The sequence below is a fragment of the Methanococcoides sp. DA23 genome, assembly GCF_057593895.1.
The window spans coordinates 759,337-772,675 of record NZ_CM172520.1 but is presented as its reverse complement, the minus strand read 5'-3'; the positions used below and the strand labels follow the sequence as shown (position 1 = coordinate 772,675).

The window sequence follows — 13,339 nt, the reverse complement described above, 5'->3', positions numbered from 1 at the left end:
AGGAGAGTTTATATGGAAATGACAAAAAACAAGTTATTTTTGTTGGTTGTGGGCATTCTTGCCTGTTCAGTTCTGCTGTCAGGCTGCACTACGACCGAAGCAACAGATAATGAGGACGTAATGGTTTTGGGTGAGATGTGGGATATTGATAACATCGACCCTGTAGAAGACGGGACTATAATATGTGAAAAGGCACCTGTTGTGGAAACACTGGTTGCTGCAAATCCTGACTTTTCACTAAAACCGGCCCTTGCAACTTCGTGGGAAGCTCTGGATGGTATGACCTGGAAGTTCGAGCTGAGGGATGATGTGTATTTCCATGATGGGACTCACATGACCGGCAAAGATGTAAAAAAGTCTATTGAAAGGTCTATTGAACTTGACTCCAAGCTTGATTCTATGCTTGTGATAAGTTCTATTGAAGTAGTAGATGACTATACTCTTATCATCGAGACCAGTAAATTGAATCCCATCCTTCCGGGTGTATTGCACTATCCTGATACAGGCATTATCAGCATGAACTCACTGGATGATGCTGGCAAATTTGTAAAACCGATAGGTACAGGTCCTTATGTCTTTGAGTCCTTTGATGAAGTGACCCATACACTTACAATTGTCAAAAATGAGAATTGGTGGGGTGGTGAAGTAGGTCTTGACAAGTTGGTCCTTAAGAGCATCTCTGATCCTAACACAAGGGCGATGGCAATAGAAAATGGTGAGCTTGATTTTACTGTGGATGTTCCTTATAGTGAGACCGACCGTATCGATGCCCTCGAGGGTATCAATGTTGAGAAGTACCAGACACCGCGTGTCTATAAGATAGATGTTAATCTCGCACATGAGCCTATAAACGATGTTCGTGTAAGGCAGGCTATCTCATATGCTATCGACAGGCATGGAATTGTAGAACATGTTCTCTACAATGTCGGTGAGCCTGCAGCAGGTCCGTTCCTTCCAAGTATGGTCTGGGCTAACAAAGACCTTAAGCCGTATGTGCAGAACTTTGAAAAAGCGAACCAGTTACTTACCGAGGCAGGTTGGGTGGATACTGATGGTGATGGTATTCGTGACAAGAATGGCAAGTCACTTGAACTGAACCTTATGACCTATGGTGAGAGACCGGGACTTCCCCCTATGTCAGAAGCTATAGCTGCACAGCTTAAGGAAGTTGGAATTGATCTAACTCCCGAGGTGCTTGAGTTCGGTGCGATAATGGACAACACGAAAAGCGGTAACTGGGATCTTTATCTCGGAGCTTACAATATAGCAATGGTCCCTGATCCTGAGTATGTTCTGACTAACTGGTATTCCAGCACTGGTCCTGATAATGGACCTGGTTATTCCAATGTTAAAGTGGATGCACTTATCAAGGAAGCAAAAAGCATCTCCGATGTGGAAGAGCGTTACAAGAAGTTCAACGAGGTTGAAGCTATTGTCTATGAGGAGCAGCCTATCATCCTTGTTGCTTACTACGGATGTGCGGTTGTCAGGACCGATGCGGTGAAAGGATATTCTTTTGATCCTACCGCACATGACTATCGCATCAATGCGGATATGCATCTCGAGAACTGAAGTGGAACATGGAGTTTCAGAATATATCTGAAACTCCTTTTTTAATCAATTGGCAGGTATTGCAGATGTATAGATATGTTCTGAAAAGGACTTTTTTTATGTTCGTTACTGTCTTTGCAGCATGTGCATTGACATTCCTACTGATGAATGCTATTCCGGGTGCTACGCCGGAATTGATCTTGAAGCATACGTTTGTGGGCCTTGAGGAAAGTGCTACTGAGGTACAGATAGCGGAAGTTTCTGAAAGGTATGATCTGAATTCTCCTCTTTATATACAGTTCTTTGAATGGGTCAAAGGGGGTATTCTTAGTGGTGATATCGGTACTTCGTATGTATATGGTCAGCCGGTGATGCATTTGTTAATGTTGCGGCTTCCGGGGACTGTTATTCTGGCTTTGTCAAGTATGGTAATTGCAGGTGTGTTTGGTGTGTTCTTCGGAGTGTATTCCGCATTACACGAAAACAGGTATGCAGACCATTTCTTAAGGGTTGTAAGTCTTTTTGGGGTTTCGATGCCAGGTTTCTGGGTTGGTTTGCTCCTTATACTGATATTTTCGGTAAAGTTGAAGATGATACCTGTTGTCGGGTACGGAAGCATTGAAAATCTGGTACTTCCGGCATTTGCGCTTTCGATACATTCGATGGCATCTATTATGCGTGTCACAAGGGTGAGTTTGCTTGAAACCTTCGGTGAAGATTATATCAGGTTTGCAACGGCCAAAGGTCTTCCGCTAAAGACGATCGTCACAAGACATGCATTAAAGAATGCCATGCTCCCCGTGATAACTGTATTTGGTTTCCAGATGGGTCATCTGCTCGGGGGGACCGTTATTATCGAGGAGATATTTTCCTGGCCCGGAATTGGCAGTTTGCTTGTGGATTCGATATTTGCCAGGGATATTCCTGTTGTACAGGGGTGTATCACAGTAATCGTAATGATGTTCCTGCTTGTCAATTTCTTTGTTGATATCTCATACACTTACCTTGACCCAAGGATAAGGTACAATTAATTCCGGTGGTGGCTGATGAACAATTACATAAAACGTTTCTCTAAATTAGATATATTCGGGAGCGAGGTCGCAAAAGAAGTCATGAAAAGGACGGATATGAAAATATCGTTGTTGCTGCTTTTGTTATTCCTGGCAGTTGCTTTGACATCGCCGTGGATATCCCCCTATGATCCCAATGCACTGGATCTTGAGAATAAGAACCTTGCACCTTCGGTCGAACATCCGTTTGGAACCGATTATCTTGGAAGGGATATTCTAAGCAGAATATTTGTAGGGGCGACCACCTCCCTTTCAATTGCTGTCGGCGTGGTTTCGGTTTCCGTTGTTTTCGGTGTGGTCATTGGTTGTGTTTCCGGCTATTATGGTGGTTTGATAGATGAGCTACTATGCCGCGTCATCGACCTGTTCCTGTCTTTTCCCGGCATCATTTTCGCTTTGGCGATAATGGGGGTTCTGGGGTCAGGTAAGACCAATCTTATGTTCGCATTGGCAGTTGTTCAATGGGCTAGCTATGCTCGACTGATGAGGGGTCAGGTCCTTTCTGTCAGGAAGAACGAGTATGTCCTTTCTGCAAAGGTGATGGGTGCAGGGGATGCCCGCATAATCTGGAAGCACATCATTCCCAATTCCATAGCTCCTGCTATTGTGTTGGCAACCATTGATGTTGGGCATGTGATCCTTTCGATAGCGGCTCTTAGTTTCCTCGGAATCGGGCTTCCTGCAAATGTTCCTGAGTGGGGTGCAATGCTAAGTGCAGGAAAGGAGTTCATGAGGGTTTCGCCTTCACAGACGATATTTCCGGGTCTTGCGATAACGGCGATAGTTGTTATTTTCAGTATTTTGGGTGATGGTATGAGGGATATTCTGGACCCAAATGATAAAGGGAGGAATCTATTTTGAGCACTTTGAAAGTCGAGGGGTTAAATGTTGATTTTTCGACAATGCATGGTGATGTGAAAGCTGTCAACAATGTCTCTTTCGATGTGAAAAAAGGGGAATCGTTTGGCATAATAGGCGAAAGCGGCTCGGGCAAGTCGGTCGTCGGTCATGCTATTCTTCGCCTTCTTCCTGATTATGCAAATGTGAATGGAAGTGTTTTCTTTGATAGCAAGGATATTTTTTCACTGAATAACAGGGATATGAGAAATATACGTGGCAGGGAAATTGCACTTATTCCTCAGAATCCTTCAAGTTCATTGAATCCTGTCATAAGGAATGGGATACAGGTCGAAGAGGTCTTTGATGTGGAAGGTACCTCTCGAAAGAAGGGGATGGAAAAGGCTCTTGGTATCATGAGACGTTTGTCACTTAATGATCCTCTGGGGATATGTGAGCGTTATCCGCATCAGCTTTCAGGAGGCATGAAGCAAAGATTGCTTGCCTCGATTGCTTTATCAGCGACTCCGAAATTGGTCATAGCAGATGAACCTACCAAAGGATTGGATGAGAAGGCAAGGGATGGTTCTGTGGAACTTTTCAGGAAGATGCGGGATGAGGTTGGTTGTTCAATGCTTATTATCAGTCATGACCTTGATTTCGTGTCAAGTGTATGCGACAGGGCGGCGGTGATGTATTCAGGTGAGATCGTTGAGATAAACAAGACGGAGAATATCCTTGAGGTTCCGCAGCATCCATATACGCGTGGTCTTGTGAATGCTCATCCGAGAAATGGTCTTGTGCCACTTGATGGATTGAGCCCGAGCAGGCTGGATCTTCCGGATGGGTGTTTTTTCGGACAGCGTTGCAAGCACCATCATGGGGATTGTGAATCACATCCTCAAATAAGGTCGCATGAAGGGGGTATTGTCAGATGTCACCTTTATTAAAAGTAGAGGATCTGTGTAAATCCTATGATTTTGTCAAGGTGTTCGAGAATGTCAATTTCAGTGTGCATAAAGGTGAGACACTTGGTTTGTTCGGCAGGAGCGGTTCAGGGAAAACAACAATTGGAAGGTGTATTGTAGACCTTGAAGTGCCTGATTCGGGTGATATCTTTTTTGAAGGGAAGAGCATTCTTTCGATGAACAGGCAAAGCATGTCTAGGATAAGGCCGAAGATACAGATGTTATTCCAGCATCCTGAGACTTCCCTTGATCCTCGTATGAAAGGGATGGACAGTATAATCGAACCGTTAAAGTTGCATACCGATCTTTCAATGGATCAGATAATGGAAAAGGTAGATGATCTCATTGAACTTGTCGGATTGCGCAGGGAACATTTGGCACGTTACCCGGGACAGTTGAGTGGTGGTGAGATTCAGCGCATTGTACTTGCCCGTATTATTTCTATAAGTCCTTCGTTCATTGTTGCAGATGAAGCTACTTCAATGTTGGATGTTTCTGTGCAGGCACAAATATTGAGACTTATGGAAAGGATACAGGAGGAAACAAGTGTTTCCTATTTGCTTATCTCACATGATATAGATGTGCTGAAAAATGTCTGCGATAGGATAGCTTATCTCGAAAATGGTACGATAACAAGAATAGAAAGAGTTTAATTTGAGATAATCAAATTAACTTTTCGCTTTAAAAGCATAACTCTTTTTTCAAGAACATTGGAGGTCATTTTAGGCACACTTATGTATTACATGTATATACTAAAAAATGTACAGGCAAATGAAATATACTCACATCGTTTTGGACGGAATCTATACCAGTGACAATCTTGCTAACTATCTGAATACAGATAACGTAGAAAAAGTCCAATTTTTGTATTTCCTATATACCCCAACTTACTGTTCGAGGATTAAGATTTGAACTCAGAGTATATTATGATAAAAATAAAAAGTGAAGGGGGCTTTTAACCCCGTGATTTGGAGCCGTCGGAGAGATTTGAACCCTCGGCCTGCTGATTACGAATCAGCCGCTATACCGCTAAGCCACGACGGCGTTTCAATCTTATACCTAATAAGGATTTAACGATATAACCATTTCGCCCAGAATCAGTTAACACGGACCTCTATACACACATTATACTGATGAGGGGCATACGATCTCACAGTCCTGCATTCCAGAACTTCTATATCCCGGCCCGCTTTCTCAGCGGCATTTGAGATCAGCTTGATAGAACCATCATATAGGTCGTCCTCGTGGGTCATTCCATAATAATGGATCACACCACCTGAAGCGGTAACAAAAACAGCGGCATCAAGAAAAGCATCCGCACTATGAGGTAGGTTCATGATCACGTGATCACCCATGCCTTCGTAATTTCTTACGATCTCATTGGCATCGCCTTCAATGACCTCGATATTATCGACCGAATTGAGTATTACGTTCTCTTTAAGGAAATGAATTGCATCCGGATTCTTATCCATGGCAATTACCCTCTTACATTTTTTTGCAATGGGAATGCTATAAGGGCCGACACCTGCGAACATATCCACCACCACGTCATTCTCACGCACCTGTGAAACAATGCGCTGGCGTTCAGTGGAAAGTCGGGGAGTAAAATAGGCGCGTGAAAGATCGACATGATATTTACATCCATGGTCCTTGTGCACAGTATCAGTGCGACCATCACCGGCTATCACTTTGAACCTGCGGGTCCGGAATTCACCTTCAACTGCTGAGACTGCACCAAGCACGGTCTTTACATGGCGATGGATCTCCAGGAGAGCCTTTCCTATCTTCTCAGCATCAGCTTCATCAGCTTCATCAGCTTCATCAGCTTCGATGAGTGCAATGTCACCCACCACCTCATACGAAGGGGTAAAACCAAGAATATCCTCAAGCGTCAGGAACTTGTCATGGGACTCGAACTCCCGCTCATCCTGTCGTGCTTCTGCCGGCAAGAGTGCCATCTCCTCAGAAGAGAGCATCCTGTAAAGCGGGAGGCATAGATCTGCATCCACTGAAACGATCTTCAGGGTCTTATCGAGCAGGTCAAGCTCCAGAATTACCTTTCTAACAGGTTCACCTTTATTCTTCGGGATCAAAATACACGGATGTTTCAAAGCTATATCTCCTAACGATCAAAATACCTCATCCAATGGCGAACCAGCCACCGAACAATATCAGGAATATCCCGCATGATACAAGAATTTGCTTGTATGTCCTTTGGGAGAACATCCCTCTGCCCCTGCTAAAGGAAAGCGAAACTGCAGTGAACCAGCCAAGGTCTGCAAGCCAGTGGCCAATGATAAAGAATACCACCGCCAACATCCCAATTTTATAACTTTCAATTACAAGAGCACTTCCAGCTGCCAGCCACCAGATCCAGAAATAAGGATTTGACACAGATGTTACAATGCCGGCGACCAGTGAGTTCGATTGCACCTTATCCTGAGCCTGTGGATCATACGAAGTCTTTCGTGCGCCCATGATGGTCATTATGCCGAAAACCACTAGTGCCAGACCACCGGCCACTGAGATGAATGCCATCTCCTGCTCACCGATAAGAGTGGTCAGTCCGAAAAGAATGAGAACAAGCACCAAAGTCTCGATTATCGCATGGCCGAGAAATACCTCAGGTCCTGCCCTCCAGCCTTTTTTCAGGGTGCCATCAATGGTCACAAAAAGCATAGGTCCCGGTACAAGAGCACCAGTAAGTGCTACGATGAAACCAATGGAAAGCATCTTGAAAAGTTCCAGCATGAGCATAGAGATACAATGGTCCTATATAAGCAAGACGATATAGAAAAAGATAGAACCACAAAGGCCACATCAGCGCCTTTGCAGTTCCCGTAGAACAATATCAGAGAATTATCTCGATATCCAATTCTTCTGCAAGTTCCTTATACCTGTTACGTATAGTGACCTCGGTCACTCCGGCAACATCTGCAACCTCACGCTGGGTCCTGCGTTCGCCACACAGGATGGAAGCGATATAGATAGCTGCTGCCGCTACACCAGTAGGACCACGCCCACTTGTGAGCTCTTTCTCAGAAGCCTGACGAAGGATCTCCACACCTCTTGATTGTACCTCACCCTTAAGGTTCAGACCTGAGCAGAACCTTGGAACGTAATCAATAGGTGAAGTTGGCATCAGTTTAAGCGAAAGCTCACGGGAGATGAAACGGTATGTCCTTCCGATCTCTTTCCTGCTTACCCTGGAAACCTCTCCGATCTCGTCAAGGGTACGAGGTACACTGCACTGGCGACATGCTGCATAAAGTGCAGCCGCTGCAACACCTTCAATACTCCTGCCACGGATCAGGTTCTTGTCTACCGCTTTTCTGTAAACCACTGCAGCGGTCTCACGAACAGTACGTGGAAGACCTAATGCAGATGCCATACGATCAAGTTCGGATAGTGCAAAAGCAAGGTTCCTTTCAGTAGCATTGCTTACTCTTATCCTACGCTGCCACTTTCTCAACCTATAGAGTTGTGCACGGTTCTTGGAAGAAATTGATTTGCCATAAGAATCACGATTCCTCCAGTCGATCATAGTAGAGAGACCTTTATCGTGGATCGTGTAGGTCATAGGTGCACCAACACGAGAACGCTTCATACGCTGATCATGGTCAAAAGCACGCCACTCAGGACCTTCATCAACGAACTCGGCATCCACAACAAGACCACAGTCAGCACAGACCAATTCCGCGCGCTCATAGTCTTGTTCAAGGCTACGACTGCCACATTCAGGACACTCGACCACCTTGTTCTCGACCTCTGTAGTCTTTTCTTTCTCCTTACGTGCTTTGATCATAGCACGTATCTTCTCTCTCTCTGAAGTATCAGAATGTCTTACTCTTTCAACTTCCACCATATTATCATTGCCTCGGTTTTACCAAAAAATTTTTATGCATATCCACTTTATGTTTAAGTGAATTGCCATTCATTTCACGTACAGCTTTTCATTAAGATACTTTCGAAGGTCCGATGCGCTGATATCACCTGTGACCTTTATACTAATATAAGGAGAAACGACAGGGCCGATAACACCAGTAACCTTACCGATACGTCTCACGGATTTATCCACAACGGATAAATTAATACGTGGAAGGTTCTTTAGCGGTGTATCTGGTCCAATGTTGTCCCCTCTAACAAGTAACCCATTGTGTGCAACGGTCTGCACAACAGTTCCAAGTCGTTTCATATGCTTCTTACCATAGATATATAAATTAATTAGATGATATATATACATACAGCATTTAGTATATATAGTTTTCGCAATCTCTTTAATAATCCAATTTCCATTTATAAAAAAGAGAATCATTGAATATTCCTAAAAACATGTCATTACCACCGTATCTTTGTAAAGATGCATACCAAGAATGACAAGATAAACAAAGAATGCATCAACTACAGGAAACTGAATGAGAGCCTAATGTACATATAAGATCCTATAGAAAACTTCATATCAGTACTTCACTAAGCTTCCAAACCCCATAATTGCCCCACATGCAAATTAGTCATTTGAGGATTGTTAATTTTGTCGAAAAGAGGTTACAGATCTTTTTTGTACATTAGAACTGGAATGCTTAAAGTAGTTGTCAACCAGTCCTTGTGGAGAGGTTAACGTTTTGCTTTGAATCTAACAAGCTGACTTGAAAATGAATAGAAGTGATATGTTTCCTAAGATGATGTGCACCCAGCACACTGATCCGGTATCGAGATACATACCAATTCAAGAGGAAGTGAATGAATTTTCACTAAAATATGAATGTGAAGAATAATGCCGGATCATGGTCATGATGTCAATTGCAGAAAGTAACTATAATTCCCGCGAGTTCTCGAACACATAGGACATAACAGAATTGATACATCCAGTGACAACTGAATTGCTAAAGAACACTGTCCTTAAAAGGAAAATAATTAAGATTTAAAGAGTATTTTCAGATGTATTTTTCCACACAAATTATATAAATACGGTAAATTGACGGTATCAATGACAACACTTAAGAGTAATCAAACAATAAACGGCAATGTCGTCTAGATATGTCCAATGAGATACATGTCCGTATAACTTCGGGCAATGAAAATAATCTCATTTAAATGACATGATCATTGCAAGCATTAAACGCTATCCAAACCCTTAATCAAATATCTTCCAGTGGGAGGAAAACTTAGTGGCAGATAATAAATTTGTGTACATTTTCGGAAACAACGAAACTGAAGGCAAGAACAGTATGAGAAACCTGCTTGGGGGCAAAGGTGCCAACCTCGCAGAAATGTCAAATCTGGGAATTCCAGTGCCAGTTGGCTTTACGATCACAACGGAGGTCTGTACGCTCTATCTTAAGAACGGGCAGTACCCTTCAGGCCTTGAAGAACATATCGATAACGCTATCAAACAACTTGAAAGTACAACAAAGAAGAACTTCGGGGACCTAAATAACCCACTCCTCCTTTCAGTACGATCAGGTGCCCGTGTATCTATGCCGGGAATGATGGACACCGTCCTCAATCTTGGCCTTAACGATGATTCTGTGGTCGGACTTGCTACTAAGACCGGAAACGAACGATTCGCTTATGACAGTTATAGAAGATTCCTCACGATGTTTGCTAACGTAGTGCTTGATATCGATCATGAAAAGTTCGAGTCCGCCCTTTCTTCAAAGAAGAAAGACAAATGCGTAAAGCAGGACAACGACCTTGAAGTGGAAGATCTTAAGGAACTCGTTGAAAAGTTCAAGACGATCATCAAAGATGAGACCGGAAAGGAATTCCCTCAAAATGCAAGGGAACAGCTCCAGATGGCCATCGATGCAGTGTTCGGTTCATGGAACAACCAGCGTGCTAAAACCTACAGGAAACTGAACGGTATCCCAGGAGAATGGGGAACCGCAGTCAATGTACAGAGCATGGTCTATGGCAACATGGGCGAGACCTCCGGAACAGGGGTTGCGTTCACAAGAGACCCAGCAACAGGTGAGAAACGTTTCTTCGGAGAATACCTCATCAACGCACAGGGCGAAGATGTGGTTGCCGGGATCAGAACACCACAACCTATCAAGGCTCTCAAGAACACTATGCCTAAGGTCTATGACCAGCTCGTTGATATCTACATGAAACTGGAGGACCACTTCAAGGACATGCAGGACATAGAGTTCACCATCGAGAAAGGCAAACTGTTCATGCTTCAGACAAGGACAGGAAAGAGAACGGCAGCAGCAGCCATTAAAATAGCTACTGAAATGGTAGAAGAAGGCCTTATCGATAAAGATACTGCACTCTCAAGGATCGAACCTGAGCAGATAGACAGACTTCTGCATCCGAACATCGACCCTACCTCAACATACGAAGTAATGGCAACAGGACTTCCTGCATCCCCCGGAGCAGCTGTCGGAGAGGTCGTGTTCACAGCCGAACACGCTGAAGAGATGGCAAAGAATGGTGAGAAGACCATCCTCGTACGTGCAGAGACATCACCTGAAGATATCGGCGGAATGAACGCTGCAGAAGGCATACTGACAGTTCGTGGTGGAATGACATCACACGCCGCAGTTGTCGCAAGAGGCATGGGTAAACCATGTGTTGCAGGATGCGGTGAGATAACCATCGACATTAAAGAGAAGACCTTCAATGTTGGTGATTACACCGTCAAGGAAGGCGACATGATCTCCATTGACGGCTCCACAGGAAATGTCATCTTAGGAGAGGTCGAGCTGATCCTCCCAGGAGTTACCGATGAACTTGAGACCATACTCAAATGGGCTGACGAAGTACGTACCCTTAAAGTAAGGACAAATGCCGACACACCACATGATGCTGTGGTTGCACGTGATTTCGGTGCAGAGGGAATTGGATTGTGCAGAACAGAGCACATGTTCTTCGGAGAGGACAGGATCCCTGCTGTGCGTGAAATGATAATGGCCGAGGATATCGAGTCCAGAAAAATGGCGCTTAAGAAGCTCCTGCCAATGCAGAAAGAGGACTTTATCGGCATTTTCAAAGCAATGGAAGGATTCCCGGTAACCATCAGGTTACTTGACCCACCCCTCCATGAGTTCCTGCCAGTCCACGAAGAAGTCATGGATAAACTCAGGGAACTCGAATCTTCTAATGCACCCCAGAAAGAAATGGAGAGGGTAAAGAAGATAGGCGAGCGTATCGAATATCTGAAAGAGATAAACCCAATGCTCGGACACAGAGGATGCCGCCTTGGTATCACATATCCCGAGATATATGAAATGCAGGCACAGGCTATCATCGAAGCTGCATGCGAGCTCTCAAAGGATGGCATGAAGATAGTACCAGAAATAATGATACCTCTCATAAGCCATGTAAAAGAGCTGGAGTTCGTCAAGAAACATGTAACAACCGTCGTTGAATCTGTGATGGAGGAAAAGGGAATTAAACTCGACTATATGGTAGGCACCATGATAGAACTGCCAAGAGCAGCCCTCACCGCAGACCAGATAGCAAAGGAAGCAGAGTTCTTCTCCTTCGGTACCAACGATCTGACGCAGACGACCTTCGGGTTCAGCAGAGATGATGCAGGTAAGTTCTTGCCATCCTACCTTGAAAGCGGTATCCTTGAGGATGATCCGTTCGCAGTGCTCGACCAGGATGGTGTCGGTCAACTTGTGAAGATAGGAATAGAAAAAGGACGTGCAACAAGACCTGACATAAAGATAGGTATCTGTGGAGAACATGGCGGAGAACCAAAATCCGTGAAGTTCGGACACAATGTCGGACTGAACTATGTCAGTTGTTCACCATTCCGTGTGCCTATTGCAAGACTTGCAGCCGCACACGCGGTCCTTGAGAACAAACAATAAACAGCATCAACAATACCGTGTTGAAATACACGGTATTGATAACTTTTTTTATATAGGATCAATACCGTTTTGATCATAGGATAAATTTAACCCTTACCTGACAGGTTCTAATATAGAAATATGTAAAAATAATTTGTTGCTAGGGAAAACAACAACCTGTTGAAAAAAAGAGAATGAAAGGAACTTAACCATCCAAAGATGGAAATGCTCCAAAATGACTTTCGTACCTGACGACCATATCATCCCATGTTGGAAGATCAGTCTGGCACCCAACGGTCCCTACTGCAAAGGAAGCAACTGTTGCACCTATTCTGCCACATGCATCCAGAGAATAACCACGCCTGTATGACACAAGGAAACCCGCGCGATAAGCGTCCCCCGCACCTGTAGGGTCGAGTGCCTTTACAGGAACTATAGGAATTTCATATTCGGCATCCGTAGTGAATATCTTACTCCCATCAGCATCGTAAGTGACAACGACAACATCGATCTGCGCCCTGATATCCTCAAACGTGCTTTCTGTCATCTCACAGACCCGCTTTATCTCATGCTTGTTAGTGAAAAGAATATCAGTGTTCTCAAGAACAGTTTCAAGGTTCTCCCTTGAGTAGGTAATAAGGTCCTGTCCCGGATCGAACGACACGAACCTCGCTTTTTTCGCCATCTTTGCATTGAAATTAGACTCAGAGGTAGCAAGGTGGACAAAATCCACTTCAGGAGGTTCCAGCTCTTTCAGTTTTGCAGAAGCACCCCAATAGAAGTAAGTGGACTGATTATGAAAAGGATCAGTAAAAACATACGCTGCAGTTCCCTTTTCTCCTTTAAGCCTGAAAAGCAGGGAAAGATCTACACCTAAAGACTCAAGGTGGCCCTCGTAACCAGATGTCGAAAAATCATCGCCCACAGCAGATATCAACTGGGACTTCCCGCCAAGGATCGCAATGGCTGCAACGATATTAGCCGCTCCACCACCGTAGAACCGCTTATAGTCCACAATAGGATAGGATTCATTGGGACCGGAAATACCTTCTACATCAAAAAGAAAGTCTATCGCGGCGTGCCCCACAACGGAGATGGAATCAGACATCTT

11 protein-coding genes and 1 tRNA gene are annotated in these 13,339 nt (G+C 44.2%); 6 read left to right on the top strand and 6 right to left on the bottom strand.

All coding sequences use genetic code 11. From position 1 onward, the window contains the following. The first annotated feature begins 12 nt into the window (after positions 1-12). From AC20MK_RS03945 to AC20MK_RS03925, 5 genes are read left to right on the top strand one after another with little or no spacing between them, the layout of a single operon-like run. Positions 13-1,572 (top strand): ABC transporter substrate-binding protein, encoded by a 1,560-nt coding sequence (locus AC20MK_RS03945; RefSeq protein WP_487356694.1) that lies wholly within the window; start codon positions 13-15, stop codon positions 1,570-1,572. Between the two features lie 8 nt (positions 1,573-1,580). Beyond that, on the top strand, positions 1,581-2,582 hold the full coding sequence (locus AC20MK_RS03940; protein ID WP_487356693.1) for an ABC transporter permease: 1,002 nt from the start codon (positions 1,581-1,583) through the stop codon (positions 2,580-2,582). A gap of 15 nt (positions 2,583-2,597) precedes the next feature. Next, complete coding sequence (locus tag AC20MK_RS03935) at positions 2,598-3,482, top strand: ABC transporter permease (RefSeq protein WP_487356692.1); 885 nt, start codon at positions 2,598-2,600, stop codon at positions 3,480-3,482. Beyond that, positions 3,479-4,408 (top strand): ABC transporter ATP-binding protein, encoded by a 930-nt coding sequence (locus AC20MK_RS03930; protein ID WP_487356691.1) that lies wholly within the window; start codon positions 3,479-3,481, stop codon positions 4,406-4,408. Before AC20MK_RS03935 ends, AC20MK_RS03930 begins: the two co-directional genes overlap by 4 nt. Further along, positions 4,393-5,079, top strand: coding sequence for an ABC transporter ATP-binding protein (locus AC20MK_RS03925; RefSeq protein WP_487356690.1), 687 nt, complete (start codon positions 4,393-4,395; stop codon positions 5,077-5,079). Before AC20MK_RS03930 ends, AC20MK_RS03925 begins: the two co-directional genes overlap by 16 nt. A 316-nt stretch (positions 5,080-5,395) precedes the next feature. Here the strand turns inward: AC20MK_RS03925 and AC20MK_RS03920 are convergent. The 5 genes from AC20MK_RS03920 to AC20MK_RS03900 all read right to left on the bottom strand — a co-directional run bounded on the left by AC20MK_RS03920 (position 5,396) and on the right by AC20MK_RS03900 (position 8,621). Continuing rightward, positions 5,396-5,470 (bottom strand) — tRNA-Thr (locus AC20MK_RS03920). Between the two features lie 53 nt (positions 5,471-5,523). Continuing rightward, on the bottom strand, positions 5,524-6,537 hold the full coding sequence (locus AC20MK_RS03915; protein ID WP_487356689.1) for a class I SAM-dependent methyltransferase: 1,014 nt from the start codon (positions 6,535-6,537) through the stop codon (positions 5,524-5,526). 28 nt (positions 6,538-6,565) lie between these two features. Further along, complete coding sequence (locus AC20MK_RS03910; protein WP_487356688.1) at positions 6,566-7,177, bottom strand: LysE family transporter; 612 nt, start codon at positions 7,175-7,177, stop codon at positions 6,566-6,568. A gap of 100 nt (positions 7,178-7,277) precedes the next feature. After that, on the bottom strand, positions 7,278-8,291 hold the full coding sequence (locus AC20MK_RS03905) for a transcription initiation factor IIB (protein WP_011499054.1): 1,014 nt from the start codon (positions 8,289-8,291) through the stop codon (positions 7,278-7,280). Positions 8,292-8,360: 69 nt separating this feature from the next. Next, entirely contained in the window at positions 8,361-8,621 is a 261-nt protein-coding gene (locus tag AC20MK_RS03900) for an H/ACA ribonucleoprotein complex subunit GAR1 (protein WP_487356687.1), read from the bottom strand. Between the two features lie 973 nt (positions 8,622-9,594). Here AC20MK_RS03900 and ppdK point away from each other — a divergent pair. Beyond that, positions 9,595-12,249, top strand: a complete 2,655-nt coding sequence (gene ppdK / locus AC20MK_RS03895) for a pyruvate, phosphate dikinase (RefSeq protein WP_487356686.1) — start codon at positions 9,595-9,597, stop codon at positions 12,247-12,249. A gap of 184 nt (positions 12,250-12,433) precedes the next feature. Here the strand turns inward: ppdK and AC20MK_RS03890 are convergent, their stop codons facing one another. Beyond that, on the bottom strand, positions 12,434-13,336 hold the full coding sequence (locus AC20MK_RS03890; RefSeq protein WP_487356685.1) for a carbohydrate kinase family protein: 903 nt from the start codon (positions 13,334-13,336) through the stop codon (positions 12,434-12,436). Positions 13,337-13,339: the final 3 nt, after the last annotated feature.